The following is a 15,196-nucleotide window of genomic DNA, read 5'->3' as shown; positions in this document are numbered from 1 at the left end:
GCCGTTGTCGCCGGTTCGAGCGATACTAGAGTGCAGAACGAGAAGTGCGCTACCTGCAAGTGTTCCCGAAAGTTTCGGGAAAATTCCCGACCCACTTCGGCCGGCGCCATCGGCCATCGAGAATATCTGCTATATGCCGATCCTCTCGAAGTCCTCTCTGGATGCACCAATGAAGCCAATCCCCGGCACCCAGCCGAAGCCGTCTGACGCCGCACCACTCGTTACGCCCACGGAATTGCGCCGACGCTGGCGGGCCGGCGAGGAGGTAGCGCTGCTCGATGTGCGCGAGGAAGGCCCCTACTCGCTGGCGCATCCCTTCTTCGCCGTGTCCCTGCCGCTTTCGCAGATCGAGCTGCGTGTTCTCGATCTGATCCCGCGGCTCGGCGCCCCCATTGTGGTGTATGACGACGGCGAAGGATATGCCGAGAGGGCGGCGAAACGCATTTTGGCGCTTGGCTACACCGATGTCTCGATCCTCGACGGCGGCCTGGGAGCTTATCGGGCAGTCGGCGAGGTCTTTCGCGACGTCAATGTGCCGAGCAAGGCGTTCGGCGAACTCGTCGAGGCGATCCGCCACACACCTTCCCTGTCGGCGAACGAGGTCAAGGCCCTGATCGAAACGGAGCCCGATCTGGTCGTGCTCGACGCCCGCCGGTTCGAGGAATACCGGACCATGAGCATTCCGCGCGGCGTCAGCGTTCCCGGCGGTGACCTCGCGTTTCGCGCAAGGGAAATCGCGCCCGCGCCGGGCACCACCATCATCGTCAATTGCGCCGGCCGGACGCGCAGCATTATCGGCACGCAGTCGTTGATCAATGCCGGGCTTCCGAACAGGGTTTTCGCGCTGCGAAACGGCACGATCGGCTGGACCTTGGCCGGACATCAGGTCGATCGGGGCCGGACTGACCGGTTCCTGCGGCGCCCCGAAGCGACTTATTCCGCGGCACTGGCCAGCGCGGCGCAGTGGGCCGAGCGCGTCGGCGTTCCAGCGCTTGACCGCAGCACATTCGATCGCTTTGTCGCGCAAGCGAACGAACGCACGCTCTACCTGCTCGATGTGCGGACACCGGAGGAATACGAGCGCGGACATCCGCCCGGCTTCGCCTCAGCACCCGGCGGGCAGCTCGTACAGGCCACGGATGAATGGGTTGCCGTACGCGGATCGCGGCTGGTGCTGTTCGATGACGACGGCGTTCGCGCCCGCATGGCCGCATCCTGGTTGATCCAGATGGGCTGGGATGCTCACATCGTCGGGCCGGAAGTGATTGAGGCGACCGAGACCGGCACTCGGCCACCGCGCCGTCCAGTGCCGGCAGCCTCCGGCCCCTCGGTCGACGTAGCGGAGCTGATCGCAGACCGGGATAGCTGGACCGTCATCGATTTGGCGCGCAGCCCCGCCTATGCCGCGGGCCACATTCCCGGCGCACATTTCGTGCTGGCCTCGCGCTTCAGTGAGGATTTGCTGCGACTGCCCGGGGAGAGAGCGATCGTTCTCACCAGCGCTGACGGCGACGAAGCGATGTTCGCGCTTGCGGATGCGGCCGCCTCGACACAGCGGAAGGTGGCCGTGCTGAAAGGCGGAACGCGCGCCTGGACCGGCAGCAAACAGCCACTGGAGCGGGACCGGCATTCGTGGATCTCGCACCCTGATGATGTCTACAAGCGCCCGTACGAGGGAACGGACAATGCGGCGGCTGCAATGCAGGCCTACATCGATTGGGAGCTGCACCTTGTCGCCCAGCTCGCAAACGATTCAGTGTCCAACTTTCACGTCGTGTAGAGCATGATCCGGAAAAGTGGAGACCGGTTTTCCGAAAAAGATCATGCTCAAACAAAGAGCTAGAGCGGGATGACGATTCGAAGAAAAGTCATCACGCTTTAGGAGCGCGCTCCCGTAGGGATCAGCGCTTCCACCGTGACGCCATCAGCGGACGAAACCGTCAGCGAGCCGCCCAATGCCAACAGGCGTTCGCGCATGCCGGTGAGGCCGAAGCCGAACTGGTGATCAGCGCTCAAGCCGCGTCCGTTGTCGCGGACCCGCACCCGCGCGCAGCCGCGATCTCCCCGCACGCTGTCCGGCTGTTCCGCCGGCTCGACGCTGACCTTGACCGCGGTCGCGCCGGCATGGCGGAAGGCATTCGTCAGCGCCTCCTGAACGACCCGGTAGATCGTGAGATCGGCGGTCTCCCCGGTCTCGCCAAGTGCAGGCGAAATGCTGGTCTCGATCGCCACCTCCGGATGCGATTCCTTCCACAGGCGGAACAGGGCAGAGAGAGCCTCGTGAAGTCCGAGCTCGGCGAGTCCGACCGGCCGTAGCTTCTCCAATATCCGGCGCGTGAACTGCTGCAGCGCATTGACCTGCTCCAGCATCGCCCCGCCGTGCTTCCGCACCTGGTCCGGAGCCGCTTCTGGCGCATCCGACAGCCGCATCAACGCACTTGCATGCGCCCGCAACGCGAACAAATGCGGGCCGAGCTCGTCGTGCAGTTCGCGCGCGATCTCCTTGCGCTCCCGGTCCTGCAGCGAAAACGCGCGTTCGGCGAGCTGCCGCTTGTCCTCGATCGCCTCGCCCAGCGTGGCCGCGAGGTGATTGAGCTTGGCGCAGATCGCAGCCAGTTCCGGCGCACCACCCGGCGTCACCCGAACATCGTATTGCCCGGCCTCGATCTTCGCCATGGCTTGCGAGAGCGACTCGAGCGGCGCCAGCGCGCGGCCGACAACGCTCCTGATGATCAGGAAGAGCACGACGACGATCGCGGAACCGACCGCGAGCTGGGTGATGATGCCGTCCCAGATCTCCGCCATCTCGTCATTCGGATGCGATGTGATCACGAGCGATTCCGATTTTCCGCGGATCGAGATCGGTACGCTAACGGAAGTTGTCTCCGGATGGACGAGCGCGACGAACCAGGCCGGCGGCGATCGCGCTTCGTCGCGGCTGTCAATCGCCTCGTCCTGCTCGGACTTTGCGGTCGCGCCATCCTGCCGCGCGATGCTGACGTGACGCAGCCGGCTCAGATCGCGAACGATCTGGTCGAGCCGGGCATCGGGATCCGGCGCCTCGTTCAACCCGGCAACGATCGTGGTGACGAATTCCCGCGCCAGGCGAATGACGCTCTGGTCTTCGGCCTGGACCCGGGGCCCGGCCTCGACGACGAGCCGGGCGATGTTGATGGCGAGACCGAGCGCGAGGACGAGCGCCAGCAGCAGGTTGATCCGCCCGCGCAAGGAAAGTTTCTGCCACATCGCCTTTGCCCACGATCACCCGCGTTCGGTTCCTCAATCAAGAGGAGCGTTGACAGACAAATACCGCGTCTGTCTAATCGAAGGGTACAGCAATCGCGCTGGAGATGCATGAGCGAGCCCGCGGGCGAGCCGCGCTCGTGTATTCTGATGCGGTGCAGCAACGGACTGACGCAGCTATCCAGGGCTTCAAGCATGCGCGTGCTGATCGTTGACGACCATCCGATCGTCGCTTCCGGCTGCCGCACCGTGTTCGCCGACGAACCGGAGATCGAATTGCTTGAAGCATGCGACGCCGAAAGCGGCGAACGCGTCTTTGTCGCCGAACGTCCCGATATCTCCGTGGTCGACATCAACTTGCCGACCGTTTCCGGCTTCGAACTGGCACGGCGGATGCTGGCGCGGGACGATTCCGCGCGCATCATCATGTTCAGCATGAACGACGATCCGGTGTTCGCCGCCCGCGCCATCGAGATTGGCGCCAAGGGCTATGTGGCGAAGACCGGCGATCCTAACGATCTCGTCGAGGCGATCCGCGAAGTCGGCAATGGCGGCGTCTATCTGCCGCCCGCGATCGCGCGGCGCGTGGCCTTTGCCGGCCCCGCCGCGGCGCAGAGCCCCCTATCGAAGCTCAATCCGCGCGAGATGGAGATCCTGCGCCTGCTCAGCGCCGGCAAGACGCTCTCCGAGATCGCCTGGCTGGTTCATTCCTCCTACAAGACCGTCGCCAACACCTCCTCGATCATGCGCCAGAAACTTGGTGTGCGCACCTCAGCCGAACTGGTGCGGTTGGCGATCGAGAGCGGCGTCGCCTGAAGATCGCGCACGCATGATCCGGACATGTAGGCAGCGGTTTTCCGAAAAGATCATGCGCCAACAAAGCACAGCGCCGGAGTTCAAGAGATGACGATTCAAACCGTTTCAACCAACAAATCCCATGGCGGCATCCAGGGCGTGTACAAGCATGCCAGCCGCGAAACCAAGACCGACATGACCTTTTCGGTCTATGTTCCCCCGCATCCGGCGGGCGCGAAGCTGCCGGTCGTGTACTATCTCTCCGGCCTGACTTGCACCCATGCCAATGTTACCGAGAAAGGCGAATACCGCGACACCTGCGCCGATCTCGGCCTGATCTTCGTCGCGCCCGACACCAGCCCGCGCGGCGAGGGCGTGCCCGGCGATCCTGCCGGCGCCTACGACTTCGGGCTTGGCGCCGGCTTCTATGTCGACGCCACGCAGGAGCCGTTTGCCGAGAACTACCGGATGTGGAGCTATGTGACCCAGGAATTGCCGCAGCTCGTCGCCGCGAATTTCCCGATCGATCCCGTGCGGCAGTCCATCATGGGCCATTCCATGGGCGGTCACGGTGCGCTGACGGTGGCGCTGCGCCATCCCAACCGCTATCGCGCGGCGAGCGCTTTTGCGCCGATCGTGGCGCCGTCACAGGTGCCCTGGGGCATCAAGGCCCTCGGCGGCTATCTCGGCGACGACAGAAACGCATGGCGCAAGCACGATACAGTGGCGCTGATCGAGGACGGCGCGCGGTTTTCCGACCTGCTGGTGGACGTTGGCGATGCCGACTCGTTCCTGGCTGAACAGCTTCGCCCGGAACTACTGCAACAGGCCTGCGCGCAGGCGCAGATCCCACTCCTGCTCCGACGCCAAGAAGGCTACGACCATAGTTATTATTTCATCTCTACCTTCATGGGCGATCACTTGCGCTGGCACGCCGCACGGCTGGCGGCCTGAACCCTTTCCATTGCGCTTGCGGGTACGCCGGCATTCGACATCATTGCCGCGACGGAAAACCGCGCTCTCATGATCGTGATCGGGCGGAATCGAGAGCATCGCAACGACAAAATGCGGGGTTGCAAGCCAGGACAATTCAGTCATCTTGCAATCCAAGAGCAGCTCCATCGCCGGTCAAGGCGAGGAGGCGTCGGGAGGAAACATGGTCCGATGGCTGGTCGCCGCAATCGGTCTGATCGCGATGGCGACGCCCGTGCGTGCCGCCGAGCCGATCGAGATCGGCATCGGCTATCTCGGCCGCGCCGGCGTTCAGCAGAGGCTGTCGCTGGTCGAGCAGCCCGCCGAGAATGACGGCATCGCCGGTGTACGGCTTGCGGTCGAGGACAACAACACCACGGGAAAATTCCTCAACCAGCGTTTCAACCTGGAAGAGGTCCGGCTGAGGGAAGGCGAGGACGTGGCGAAGGCCGCGACTGCGCTTGCCGATCGCAATGGCTTCATCATCGCCGATCTTCCACCGGATGCGCTGCTGCAGGCGGCGGATGCGTTGCGCGATCGCGGTACGGTGCTGTTGAACGCCGGCGCGATCGACGACCGGTTGCGCGAGCAGGACTGCCGCGCCAACGTGATCCACGTCGCGCCGACGCGTTCGATGCTGGCGGATGCGCTGGCGCAATATCTGGTGTGGAAGCAATGGAAGCGCTGGTTCCTGGTGGTCGGCTCACATGACAAGGACAAGCTCTATGCCGATGCCCTGCGACGCGCCGCGACGCGATTCGGCGCCAAGGTCGTGCAGGAGAAGACTTTCGAAGACACCGGCGGCGCCCGCCGCACCGACAGCGGCGTGACGCTCATCCAGCGGCAAATGCCGGTCTTCACTCAGCAGATCCCGGCCTATGACGTGCTGGTTGCCGCTGATGAAAGCGAGGTCTTCGCGTCCTATCTGCCTTACCGCACCTGGGACCCGCGGCCGGTTGCGGGCTCGGCCGGGCTCGTACCGACGAGCTGGGACGCAGCGCAGGATCAATGGGGCGCGGTCCAGATCCAGAACCGCTTCATGAAGCTGAATTCGCGGCGGATGACCGCACTCGACATGCAGGCCTGGACCGCCGCACGCATGATCGGCGAAGCGGCCTCGCGCACGAACTCCGGTGATCCGAAGAAGCTCCTTGCATTCCTCAAAGGACCGGATTTCTCGGTGGCGGCGTTCAAGGGCACGCGGCTGACGCTGCGAGACTGGAACCTGCAGCTTCGCCAGCCAATTCTTCTGGTCGACGGGCGCATGGTCGTCTCGGTGTCCCCGCAGGAAGGCTTCCTGCACCAGGTCTCCGAGCTCGACACGCTCGGCGTCGACCGCCCCGAGACAAAATGCAAACTGCAATGAAGGAGAGATCGCGCATGTGGCGCCGCTGTCTGCTTTCCGGAACGGTCCTTTGGCTCGCGGCCGCCGCCCCCGCTTCCGCCTTCATGGCTTATGTCTCGAACGAGAAGGGCAACACAGTTTCCGTGATCGACACCGATAGTTGGACGGTGACAAAAACCATCAAGGTCGGCCAGCGGCCGCGCGGCATCGAGTTCAGCCGCGACGGCAAGTTCGTGATGGTCGCGGTCGGCGACGACGACACCATCCAGGTGATCGATGCCAAGAAGCAGGAGGTGGTGGACACCCTGCCCTCCGGGCCCGATCCGGAACTGTTCACCCAGGATGCCGCGGGCAAGATCATGTATGTCGCCAACGAGAACGACAACACGGTGACCGTGATCGATCTCGAAAAGCGCGCCCGCATCGGCGATGTCCAGGTCGGCGTCGAGCCGGAGGGCATGACGATCAGCCCGGACGGCAAGATCCTGATCAACACTTCCGAGACCACCAACATGGCGCATTTCATCGACACGTCGACGCGCCAGATCGTCGCCAATGTGCTGATCGATGCGCGGCCGCGCTTCGCTGAGTTCAAGCATGACGGCTCCGAGTTGTGGGTATCCTCCGAGATCGGCGGCACGGTGTCGATCATCGATCCCGTCAAGCACGTGGTGACCGGCAAGGTCACCTTCAACATTCCCGGCCTGCGCAGCGAAGCGATCCAGCCGGTCGGCATCGGCATGACCAAGGACGACAAGACCGCCTTCGTCGCACTCGGCCCCGCCAACCGCATCGCGGTGGTCGACGCCGTCAATCACAAGGTGACCAAATATCTCCTGGTCGGGCAGCGCGTCTGGCACATGGCGTTCACGCCGGACGAGAAATACCTGCTGGTGACCAATGGCGTGTCCAACGATGTCTCCGTCATCGACGTCGCCGCGCAAAAAGTGATCAAGACCATCCAGGTTGGCGAACTTCCCTGGGGCGTTACGATTGCACCGCAATGACAGCAACCCAAAAACCCATCGCTGACAAACCATCGCCTGACATCTTGATGCGCCATGATCCCGCCGGCGTGGCCGCCTTGTCGATCGAAAGCGTCAGCCATTCCTATGGCGCACGCCGTGCGTTGATCGATGTGAGTTTTGACGTCGCGCCGGCGAGCTTTACGGCGCTGCTCGGCCTGAACGGCGCCGGCAAGAGCACGCTATTCTCGCTGATCACGCGATTGTTCGGCATCCAGGCCGGTCGCATCGGCATTTTCGGCCACGATATCACCCGCGCGCCGGGCGAGGCGCTGCGGCTGCTCGGCGTCGTGTTCCAGCCGCGCACGCTCGACCTCGATCTCTCGGTGACGCAGAACCTGCTCTATCACGCCGCCCTGCACGGCATCGGCCGGCGCGAGGCGCGGCTGCGCAGCGGCGAGGTGCTGGCACGCATCGCGCTTTCCGACCGTGCCGGCAGCAAGGTGCGCGACCTCTCCGGCGGCCAGATGCGCCGGCTGGAGATCGCGCGTGCGCTGCTGCACCGGCCGCGCCTGTTGCTGCTGGACGAGGCGACGGTCGGCCTCGACGTCAAGGCGCGTTCAGATATCCTTAACCACGTCCGGCAGCTCGTCGCCGAGCAGGGCATCGGCGTGCTCTGGGCCACACACCTGTTCGACGAGATCACGGCAAGCGACGACCTCGTGGTGCTGCACCAGGGCAAGGTGCTGGCGCGCGGCCAGGTCTCGCGCGTAATCGCGGACACAGGCGCGCAGGACATCAACACCGCCTTCATGCGCCTGACCGGAGCTGTGGGCAAAGCCGGGAGCGAGGCACCATGAGCTCCACCACCGTCACGCCGTCGCGACGCGGCTTTTCCTTCGGCGAATATATCACCTGCCTCAACGGCATCGTGTGGCGCGAGGCGCTGCGCTTCCTGCATCAGCGCGAACGCTTCGTCTCGGCACTGGTCAGGCCGCTGGTGTGGCTGTTCATCTTCGCTGCCGGCTTCCGCCAGGTGCTCGGCATCTCGATCATCCCGCCCTACGAGACCTACATCCTCTACGAGGTCTATATCGCGCCGGGACTGATGGCGATGATCCAGCTTTTCAACGGCATGCAATCCTCGCTCTCGATGGTCTATGACCGCGAGATGGGCAATATGCGCACGCTGTTGGTGAGCCCGCTGCCGCGCGGCTACCTGCTGTTTTGCAAACTGCTGGCGGGCACCGCGGTCTCGCTGTTGCAGGTCTATGCCTTCCTCGTCATCGCATGGCTCTGGGACATCACGCCGCCGCCGATCGGCTATCTCACCGCGCTGCCGGCGCTGGTGCTGTCAGGGCTGATGTTGGGGTCGCTCGGCATGCTGATCTCCTCAGGGATCAAGCAGCTCGAGAATTTTGCCGGCGTCATGAACTTCGTGATCTTTCCGATGTTCTTTGCCTCATCCGCGCTCTATCCGCTGTGGCGGGTGCAGGAGGGCAGCCCGATGCTTTACTATGTCTGCCAGTTCAATCCATTCACCCACGCGGTCGAATTGATCCGCTTCGCGCTGTATGGCCAGATCAACTGGATTTCGTTTTTCGTCGTCGTCGGCTGCACGGCGGTCTTCATGATCGGCGCGATCCTGGCCTACGATCCCTCGCGCGGATTGGCGCGGCGTGGGCCTGCCGGAGGGGAGACATGATCGGGCGGATTGCGATCGGAGCATTGCTTGTCATCGCGGCATCGACCGGGGTCGGTCGCGCCGCCGATCCGCGCTATCCGAACTGGCCCTGCGCGCAGGCCAAGGTGCCGGAGATTTCGCTCGCGGCGGTGTGGGCGGGACCGCCGCTCGACGACGTCCAGAACAAATGGAAGGAGGACCCCAAGATCAGCGCACTGGTGGAGAAATTAGCGGCGCGGCGCACGCCGCTTGATGACGCCCAAAAAGCGATCACGGATTTCCTCGCGGCTTCCGCGGCCGACAAGACCACCGCCGGAAAGCTGCTGTTCGCCGGCTTGTTCGATTCGCTTAATGCCCAGCGTTCCTCGGTCATGAGCGGCATCGAGCGGGTGACGCGCAAGCAACGCGAGGCGGCCGAGAAGATTCGCGCCGACACGCTCGCGCTGCAAGCGCTGCAGAACGCGTCCTCGCCCGATCAGGCCAAGGTCGACGAACTCAGCAACACCCTCCTGTGGGAAACTCGGATCTTCGAGGACCGCCAACGTGTGGTCAGATTTGTCTGCGAAGTACCGACAACGATCGACCAGCGCCTGTTCGCGCTTGGCCGCACGATCCAGCAAGAGATGGAGTAGCGCCGCCGGTTCCGGCGCAAAAAGGTCAGTATAGCTCACCTTTATGTCCGGTTCCGCCGACTTGATTCCGGAACCAAACGTGATTCCAGCGTCTTGTCGCTCAAGCCATCTCGAAATCCGGAGAGTTTTGATGAGAACAACGACGATCATCTTGGCGGGCGCGACGGCCCTCGGAATCTTTGCAACCGCGGCTTCGGCTCAACAAAACATGACGGGAACCATCACCAAGATCGACCGGCTGAATGGCACCATCTCGATCCAGCAAACGCAGAGTGGCACGGTCGGCGCAGGCAGCGGCGCAATCCAGGAGTTCAAGGTGACGGATACCAACAAGCTTGAACCCTTCCACGCCGGCGACAAGGTGAACTTCTCCGCCTCCGAAGGTGGCAGCACCAAGACCATCACCGATCTGAAGAAGCAATAATGTGATCACACTGAACCTCGGCCCCCGCGGCCGAGGTTCAGCTTCGTCTGAGTGAAGTAGTCGCAGGGCTTATTTCTCTTCACCCGTCCGCGGCGCCGGCTTGGCTTCGGCGAGTGGTAAGCCTGCGTGCTCCCATCCATCGGACCCCAGGGGATACCAGGCGATGTTGGAATAGCCGTAGGTCAGCGCGCGCTTGGCTGCGTTCCACGACATCCAGCAATTTTCCTGACAATAGATCACGAGCAGCGCCGCCTTGTTGCCATCAGAGGCACGCTCAAGGCCGCGGCGAAGATAGTCTTCAGTGACATCGGCGATTTTTCCATAGCCGGTGTCGGGCAGCCAGATGCTGCCGGGGATGTTGTGTCGCGGCTTGTCGCGCCACACCGTGCCTTCCGGCAGGTTGGCGGGCTTAGGTGGACGCGGCAGCACGTCGACGAAGGCGCCGGTCTTGTCGCGCCAGATCGCCTCGGCTTCCGCGGTCGAGAGCACGCGGGCGCCGGCAAGCGTTGCCGGCACCAGCGCGCGGTAATTCTCGGTGCGGTATTCTTGCGGCTCGGGGACCTGCTGCTGCGCATGGGCCGCTACGGCGAGCGACGCTGCGACAACGACCAGGCTGGTGAGCCAGCGCCTCATGGCGATTTCGCCGCCGTGTCCGGGCCGATTGGTCGGTCGTTCTCGTCCAGAAGCGGCACGCCGAAGTCGAGCAGGATCTTGTTGATCTCGCCCTGGTTCTCCTGGATCAGGCGATTGAGCTGGCGTTTCCAGTTCTGGTCCGCCGGGCGCACGCCCATCCCGATGCGATAGACGAGTTTCGGACCCGTCGTTTCCTTCACCAGCGGCGTGACGTGCAGCGGCGGATTGGCTTTTCTGGCATAGAAGCCGGCCATGGGCCCCCACAACACGCCGGCATCGATCTCGCCCTTGGCAAGATCACTGATCATCGCCTCCGCCGAGGAATCGATGCGCGTGTCTATCATCAATGGATAGGGTTTTGCATTCGCCATCAGGCCGGCCACAGCCATATTGGTGCCGGGCGGTGTGCCGGCGACCACGCCGATATGCTTGCCCTTCAGCCGCTCGTCCTCGAGCGTAGTCACATCGTCGAGGCCGCTGCCTTGCTTCGCGATCAATGCGTAGGCCGTGCGATAATAGGGATTGGTGCCCTGGGCCAGCTCGTCGCCCTGTGGAAAGCCCATGATGACGTCGCAGCGGTGCGAGCCGAGCGTCATGCGCACGAAGCCGGTCGCCTGCGGAAAATAGGTGAACTCAAGCTTCTTTTGCAGCTTCTGGGCAAAGAGTTCGGCGAGCTTGTTCTCAAAGCCTTCGCCCTTGTCGTTGGAGAACGGCAGATTCCGCGGGTCGGCACAGACGCGCAGGACCTTGGGATCGATCAATTCGATCGAGAGATCGCCGCTTTCGTTGGTCTGCGCGCGAGCGGCACCATGCCCGATCGCCATCGCGGCAATCGCAAGCAGCGCCGGCAACCAGCGGCGATATCGTCCGGCACCCGCCATCGCGTTTCCTCCTCTTTCTTGTTTGGGGCTAGAGCGTGATGACTTTTCTTCGAATCGTCATCCCGCTCTAGCTCTTTGTTTGAGCATGATCTTTTTCGGAAAACCGGTGTCCACTTTTCCGGATCATGCTGTAGCCATAGATTGCCCGGCACGTCACGGCGTGCAACAGCTTCGTGATGATCTCGCCCGGCGTGCTGCAGCGCAAACAGGCGCGATGTGAATGCGAAACGGCCGATGCCGCTTCGCGCATGGACTTGGGCGGAAACATGGCTCGTATCGTCTCGCTGATCACACTCATCGCTGCAGTCTGCCTATCGACCCTAGCGCGGGCGCAAGAACAAGAATTGCCTGTGAGCGAAGTCGCGCCCGGAATATTGGTGCATATCGGCGAGATCGCCCTGATGACCGGCGACAATGAAGGCGCCATTGCCAACATCGGATTTGTCGTCGGCGACAGCGCCGTTGCCGTGATCGATACCGGCGGCAGCGTCCGCGAAGGACGGCGATTATTGGCCGCCATCCGCGCCCGCACCGACAAGCCGATCCGCTATGTCATCAACACCCACGCCCATCCCGATCATGCCTTCGGCAACGCGGCGTTTGCGGGTGCTGGAACCGTTTTCGTCGGCCACAAGAAGCTTCCCGACGCGCTGACCGCACGAGGCCAGTTCTATCTCGACGCCTTCCGCCGGACGATGGGCGCGGAACTGATGGATGACGTGCGCATCGTGCCGCCAACGATACTGGTCGACGGCAGCCTCGCCCTCGATCTCGGTGGACGATCGCTCACGCTGCGAGCATGGCCGACTGCGCATAGCGATAACGATCTCACCGTGTTCGATGAGAAGACCCGGACCTTGTTCGCCGGCGACCTCGTATTCGTCACGCACATCCCGGTCGTGGACGGCAGCATCAAGGGCTGGCTCGCCATCCTCGGCCAGCTTGCCGCCCTGCCCGCGCAGCGCGTGGTTCCCGGTCACGGGCCTGTGAGCGAATGGCCCGCGGGGCTGGCCGATGAACGCCGCTACCTCGAGACGCTGGCAGCCGACGTGCGCGCGCTGATCGCCAAGGGCAAGCCGATCACCGCTGCCGCCGAAACCGCCGCGGCATCGGAGCGGCCGCGCTGGAAACTGTTCGACGACTACAACGCCCGCAACGCAACTGCAGCATTTTCGCAATTGGAGTGGGAATAGGTTTGGCGAGGCCGTATAGTGGAGGCGTTGCTTCCATCGTCGCCGCGGGGAGAACGACCATGTTCGGAGCACCTTTCCGTCTGCTCTGCGTCGCCGGCCTGCTCAGCAGCATCGCATTTGGCGCACGCCTTGCGCCCGCGGTGAGCGCCGAGGCCTATGATCCCTGGCCGGGCCTGGTCCAGGACATCTTCAACAATCGCCCGATGAGCGACGGCAGCAACGTGATCGCGATCGAGATGCCGGCCCGTGCGGAAGATGCCGCAATCGTGCCGGTGACGCTGCGCAGCAAGCTCGCGCCCGACGACACCCGCCGCGTGCGGGCGATCACCCTCGTCATCGACCAGAATCCGGCGCCAATGGCGGCCAAGTTCGAGCTTGGGCCGGACGCCAACGTCACGGAAATCTCGACCCGCGTGCGCATCAACAACTACACCGACGTCCATGCCGTGGCCGAACTCACCGACGGCAAGCTTTATATGGTGAAGACTTACGTGAAGGCGTCGGGCGGCTGCGCCGCGCCTGCACTGAAGAACGCCGAGGAGGCCAAGGCCAGGCTCGGCCAGATACGATACCGGCAGCTTTCGAAACCTGGTGAAGGTTCCACGAGCGGAGCTCGGGAGGCGCAGGTCATGATCGGCCATCCCAACAATTCCGGCCTGCAGATGGACCAGGTGACCCAGCTCTATATTCCCGCCTTCTATGTCGACCGGCTGCAGCTCTGGCAGGACGACAGCCTGGTGCTGACGATGGAAGGCGGAATCTCGATCTCCGAGGATCCCAATATCCGCTTCACCTATGTCTCGAATGGCGCCAAGCGTTTCCGCGCCGAGGCCAAGGACACCGACGGCCACGTGTTCGAGCACGAATGGAAGATCGATTCGGATAGTTGAACGGCCGGGCTCCGCCCTTATTTTGTTTTGATGCGTTTTCTTCACGCGAACCGGTATCCACCCACGGATCAAGTCCGAGGGCAAGCTTCGCTCGAAAACGCTCTGGCCGGTCTCAGAAGCACCTGACTTCAGCTTCGGCCTGGGCCCGGCGGAGATCGTTGAGAGCATTGGTTGCCTGTTCGGACGTGCGGAACGGCGAACCCATATCGCCCCTCACCTGGGACAGGCTCAGCACCGTCTCGGCGGTGATATAGCGATCATAGGGAATCAGCGACGCGACCACGTCGATCGAGCACGAGCATTGCTCGATGGCGTGCCGTGTCTCGCCATTCGCCTTCAGGCAGCCGAACACGTATTCCGCGCGGGCGGCCGTCGGATAATCGTTGACCTCCTCGCCACCCGCGATCGCCGCGGTTGCCGCGAATACGATCAAAGCGGCGACAATAGGTCGTACCGGTCCCGCACGCATCATAGCCATCCTCCCGCTTTCAATGGCGCAAGCTATGCTATGACTACGTGATAGAAAAGAACACGTTCGAGGAAACGGCTCAACAAAATGAGTGCCATCATTCGCACGCTGCTGGTTGCCGCGGTTCTTGCGGTGACGCCGCTCGCCGCCTGCTTCGGCGCAGACACAATCCGCGTTGCAGTGCAGAAAACCGGCACCTTTGCCTGGGAACTGGCGGTCATCCGCGCGCATGGCCTCGACAAGAAGGCCAATCTCACGATCGAGGCCACCGAGCTCGCAAGCCCCGAGGCGGGCAAGATCGCGCTCCGCGCCGGCAATGCCGATGTCATGGTCTCCGACTGGCTGTGGGTGTCGCGCGAGCGCATGCTCGGCGCCAAGCTCGCTTTCTATCCCTATTCGAGCGCGCTCGGCGCGGTGATGGTGCCGACCTCATCGCCGATCCGTTCGCTCACCGATCTCCGGGGTCGCAAGCTTGCCGTCGCCGGCGGGCCGATCGACAAGAGCTGGCTCCTGCTGCAGGCATCCTTGAAGCAGGAAGGCCTCGACCTGAAGTCGGCGGCGACCATCGTCTATGGCGCGCCGCCGCTGCTCGCGGCCAAGGCCGTAGGCGGTGAGGTCGATGCCGTCGTCAATTACTGGAATTTTTGCGCCGCGCTGGAAGCCAAGGGCTTTCGCCGCCTCGCCGGCATCGAGGATATCCTGCCGAAACTCGGCGCCAAGGGCCGCATCGCGATGGTCGGCTATGTCTTCGACGAAGGCTGGGCCAATGCGAACCGCGACGCGGTCGAGCGCTTCATCACGATGACCCGCGCGGCCAAGGAGATCCTTACGAAGTCCGACGACGAATGGGAGAGGATCGCGCCGTTGACCGGCGCGGCGGACGCTGCAACGCTGCATGCCTATCGCGACCGCTATCGTGAAGGAATTCCACGCCGCCCGATCGCGGACGAAGAGGCCGACGCACAGGTGCTGTACCGGGTGCTCGCCAAGATCGGCGGCCGCGAACTGGTGGGATCGGCAACGGAGCTTGATCCCGGCACGTTCTATCACGCGATATCAGGAGATTGAGC

At 63.4% G+C, this 15,196-nt stretch carries 17 protein-coding genes; 12 read left to right on the top strand and 5 right to left on the bottom strand.

Annotation, left to right across the window (positions count from 1 at the left end; all coding sequences use genetic code 11):
- The first annotated feature begins 169 nt into the window (after positions 1-169).
- Positions 170-1,780: a rhodanese-like domain-containing protein gene (locus OZ411_RS24260; protein ID WP_282529967.1), complete on the top strand. Its 1,611-nt coding sequence runs from the start codon at positions 170-172 to the stop codon at positions 1,778-1,780.
- A gap of 98 nt (positions 1,781-1,878) precedes the next feature.
- On the opposite strand, the gene OZ411_RS24255 is transcribed toward OZ411_RS24260, so the two are convergent.
- The gene (locus OZ411_RS24255; protein WP_282529966.1) at positions 1,879-3,246 is read right to left on the bottom strand and encodes a histidine kinase; all 1,368 of its coding nucleotides are present in this window, start codon (positions 3,244-3,246) and stop codon (positions 1,879-1,881) included.
- Positions 3,247-3,438: 192 nt separating this feature from the next.
- On the opposite strand from OZ411_RS24255, the gene OZ411_RS24250 reads away from it, so the two are divergent.
- The 8 genes from OZ411_RS24250 to OZ411_RS24215 all read left to right on the top strand — a co-directional run bounded on the left by OZ411_RS24250 (position 3,439) and on the right by OZ411_RS24215 (position 10,060).
- On the top strand, positions 3,439-4,059 hold the full coding sequence (locus OZ411_RS24250; RefSeq protein WP_028162622.1) for a response regulator transcription factor: 621 nt from the start codon (positions 3,439-3,441) through the stop codon (positions 4,057-4,059).
- Positions 4,060-4,146: 87 nt separating this feature from the next.
- Positions 4,147-4,992: an S-formylglutathione hydrolase gene (gene fghA / locus OZ411_RS24245; protein ID WP_130576786.1), complete on the top strand. Its 846-nt coding sequence runs from the start codon at positions 4,147-4,149 to the stop codon at positions 4,990-4,992.
- Positions 4,993-5,194: 202 nt separating this feature from the next.
- Positions 5,195-6,376 (top strand): ABC transporter substrate-binding protein, encoded by a 1,182-nt coding sequence (locus OZ411_RS24240; protein ID WP_282529965.1) that lies wholly within the window; start codon positions 5,195-5,197, stop codon positions 6,374-6,376.
- 14 nt (positions 6,377-6,390) lie between these two features.
- Positions 6,391-7,362: a YVTN family beta-propeller repeat protein gene (locus OZ411_RS24235; protein ID WP_282529964.1), complete on the top strand. Its 972-nt coding sequence runs from the start codon at positions 6,391-6,393 to the stop codon at positions 7,360-7,362.
- Between the two features lie 47 nt (positions 7,363-7,409).
- A complete protein-coding gene (locus OZ411_RS24230) occupies positions 7,410-8,180 on the top strand; it encodes an ABC transporter ATP-binding protein (RefSeq protein WP_282529963.1) in 771 nt (256 codons plus the stop codon).
- Positions 8,177-9,025 carry an ABC transporter permease gene (locus OZ411_RS24225; RefSeq protein ID WP_130576782.1) on the top strand — a complete coding sequence of 283 codons (849 nt, stop codon included), beginning with the start codon at positions 8,177-8,179 and terminating at the stop codon, positions 9,023-9,025. Before OZ411_RS24230 ends, OZ411_RS24225 begins: the two co-directional genes overlap by 4 nt.
- Positions 9,022-9,636, top strand: a complete 615-nt coding sequence (locus OZ411_RS24220; protein ID WP_282529962.1) for a hypothetical protein — start codon at positions 9,022-9,024, stop codon at positions 9,634-9,636. The genes OZ411_RS24225 and OZ411_RS24220 overlap by 4 nt, the downstream gene beginning before the upstream one ends.
- 130 nt (positions 9,637-9,766) lie before the next feature.
- Positions 9,767-10,060 carry a copper-binding protein gene (locus OZ411_RS24215; RefSeq protein WP_282529961.1) on the top strand — a complete coding sequence of 98 codons (294 nt, stop codon included), beginning with the start codon at positions 9,767-9,769 and terminating at the stop codon, positions 10,058-10,060.
- 69 nt (positions 10,061-10,129) lie between these two features.
- On the opposite strand, the gene OZ411_RS24210 is transcribed toward OZ411_RS24215, so the two are convergent.
- From OZ411_RS24210 to OZ411_RS24200, 3 genes are all read right to left on the bottom strand, one after another.
- Positions 10,130-10,693, bottom strand: coding sequence for a PQQ-dependent catabolism-associated CXXCW motif protein (locus tag OZ411_RS24210; RefSeq protein WP_282529960.1), 564 nt, complete (start codon positions 10,691-10,693; stop codon positions 10,130-10,132).
- Positions 10,690-11,574 carry a substrate-binding domain-containing protein gene (locus tag OZ411_RS24205; protein WP_282529959.1) on the bottom strand — a complete coding sequence of 295 codons (885 nt, stop codon included), beginning with the start codon at positions 11,572-11,574 and terminating at the stop codon, positions 10,690-10,692. Before OZ411_RS24205 ends, OZ411_RS24210 begins: the two co-directional genes overlap by 4 nt.
- Before the next feature lie 67 nt (positions 11,575-11,641).
- Positions 11,642-11,872 carry a hypothetical protein gene (locus OZ411_RS24200; protein WP_165421262.1) on the bottom strand — a complete coding sequence of 77 codons (231 nt, stop codon included), beginning with the start codon at positions 11,870-11,872 and terminating at the stop codon, positions 11,642-11,644.
- Between OZ411_RS24200 and OZ411_RS24195 the strand changes: the two genes are divergently transcribed.
- Together OZ411_RS24195 and OZ411_RS24190 are read left to right on the top strand one after the other, a co-directional pair.
- Positions 11,841-12,767: a quinoprotein relay system zinc metallohydrolase 2 gene (locus OZ411_RS24195; RefSeq protein ID WP_282529958.1), complete on the top strand. Its 927-nt coding sequence runs from the start codon at positions 11,841-11,843 to the stop codon at positions 12,765-12,767. The genes OZ411_RS24200 and OZ411_RS24195 overlap by 32 nt on opposite strands.
- A 59-nt stretch (positions 12,768-12,826) precedes the next feature.
- A complete protein-coding gene (locus tag OZ411_RS24190) occupies positions 12,827-13,657 on the top strand; it encodes a quinoprotein dehydrogenase-associated SoxYZ-like carrier (RefSeq protein ID WP_282529957.1) in 831 nt (276 codons plus the stop codon).
- 112 nt (positions 13,658-13,769) lie between these two features.
- On the opposite strand, the gene OZ411_RS24185 is transcribed toward OZ411_RS24190, so the two are convergent.
- A complete protein-coding gene (locus tag OZ411_RS24185) occupies positions 13,770-14,129 on the bottom strand; it encodes a hypothetical protein (protein ID WP_282529956.1) in 360 nt (119 codons plus the stop codon).
- Between the two features lie 84 nt (positions 14,130-14,213).
- On the opposite strand from OZ411_RS24185, the gene OZ411_RS24180 reads away from it, so the two are divergent.
- The gene (locus tag OZ411_RS24180; protein WP_282529955.1) at positions 14,214-15,194 is read left to right on the top strand and encodes an ABC transporter substrate-binding protein; all 981 of its coding nucleotides are present in this window, start codon (positions 14,214-14,216) and stop codon (positions 15,192-15,194) included.
- Positions 15,195-15,196: the final 2 nt, after the last annotated feature.

It is taken from the genome of Bradyrhizobium sp. Arg237L, assembly GCF_029990105.1.
Lineage (GTDB): Bacteria > Pseudomonadota > Alphaproteobacteria > Rhizobiales > Xanthobacteraceae > Bradyrhizobium.
Note: the sequence above shows the minus strand (reverse complement) of the source record. Positions and strands in the feature narration are given on the sequence as shown.

What these genes read in the sequence shown, in the direction of transcription:
- OZ411_RS24235 (WP_282529964.1), top strand. Translation starts at nt 6,391, where the DNA reads ATGTGGCGCCGCTGTCTGCTTTCCGGAACGGTCCTTTGGCTCGCGGCC.
- OZ411_RS24190 (WP_282529957.1), top strand. Translation starts at nt 12,827, where the DNA reads ATGTTCGGAGCACCTTTCCGTCTGCTCTGCGTCGCCGGCCTGCTCAGC.
- OZ411_RS24185 (WP_282529956.1), bottom strand. Translation starts at nt 14,129, where the DNA reads ATGATGCGTGCGGGACCGGTACGACCTATTGTCGCCGCTTTGATCGTA.
- OZ411_RS24195 (WP_282529958.1), top strand. Translation starts at nt 11,841, where the DNA reads ATGGCTCGTATCGTCTCGCTGATCACACTCATCGCTGCAGTCTGCCTA.
- fghA (WP_130576786.1), top strand. Translation starts at nt 4,147, where the DNA reads ATGACGATTCAAACCGTTTCAACCAACAAATCCCATGGCGGCATCCAG.
- OZ411_RS24180 (WP_282529955.1), top strand. Translation starts at nt 14,214, where the DNA reads ATGAGTGCCATCATTCGCACGCTGCTGGTTGCCGCGGTTCTTGCGGTG.
- OZ411_RS24250 (WP_028162622.1), top strand. Translation starts at nt 3,439, where the DNA reads ATGCGCGTGCTGATCGTTGACGACCATCCGATCGTCGCTTCCGGCTGC.
- OZ411_RS24200 (WP_165421262.1), bottom strand. Translation starts at nt 11,872, where the DNA reads ATGAGTGTGATCAGCGAGACGATACGAGCCATGTTTCCGCCCAAGTCC.
- OZ411_RS24240 (WP_282529965.1), top strand. Translation starts at nt 5,195, where the DNA reads ATGGTCCGATGGCTGGTCGCCGCAATCGGTCTGATCGCGATGGCGACG.
- OZ411_RS24230 (WP_282529963.1), top strand. Translation starts at nt 7,410, where the DNA reads ATGCGCCATGATCCCGCCGGCGTGGCCGCCTTGTCGATCGAAAGCGTC.
- OZ411_RS24260 (WP_282529967.1), top strand. Translation starts at nt 170, where the DNA reads ATGAAGCCAATCCCCGGCACCCAGCCGAAGCCGTCTGACGCCGCACCA.
- OZ411_RS24255 (WP_282529966.1), bottom strand. Translation starts at nt 3,246, where the DNA reads ATGTGGCAGAAACTTTCCTTGCGCGGGCGGATCAACCTGCTGCTGGCG.
- OZ411_RS24205 (WP_282529959.1), bottom strand. Translation starts at nt 11,574, where the DNA reads ATGGCGGGTGCCGGACGATATCGCCGCTGGTTGCCGGCGCTGCTTGCG.
- OZ411_RS24225 (WP_130576782.1), top strand. Translation starts at nt 8,177, where the DNA reads ATGAGCTCCACCACCGTCACGCCGTCGCGACGCGGCTTTTCCTTCGGC.
- OZ411_RS24210 (WP_282529960.1), bottom strand. Translation starts at nt 10,693, where the DNA reads ATGAGGCGCTGGCTCACCAGCCTGGTCGTTGTCGCAGCGTCGCTCGCC.
- OZ411_RS24215 (WP_282529961.1), top strand. Translation starts at nt 9,767, where the DNA reads ATGAGAACAACGACGATCATCTTGGCGGGCGCGACGGCCCTCGGAATC.
- OZ411_RS24220 (WP_282529962.1), top strand. Translation starts at nt 9,022, where the DNA reads ATGATCGGGCGGATTGCGATCGGAGCATTGCTTGTCATCGCGGCATCG.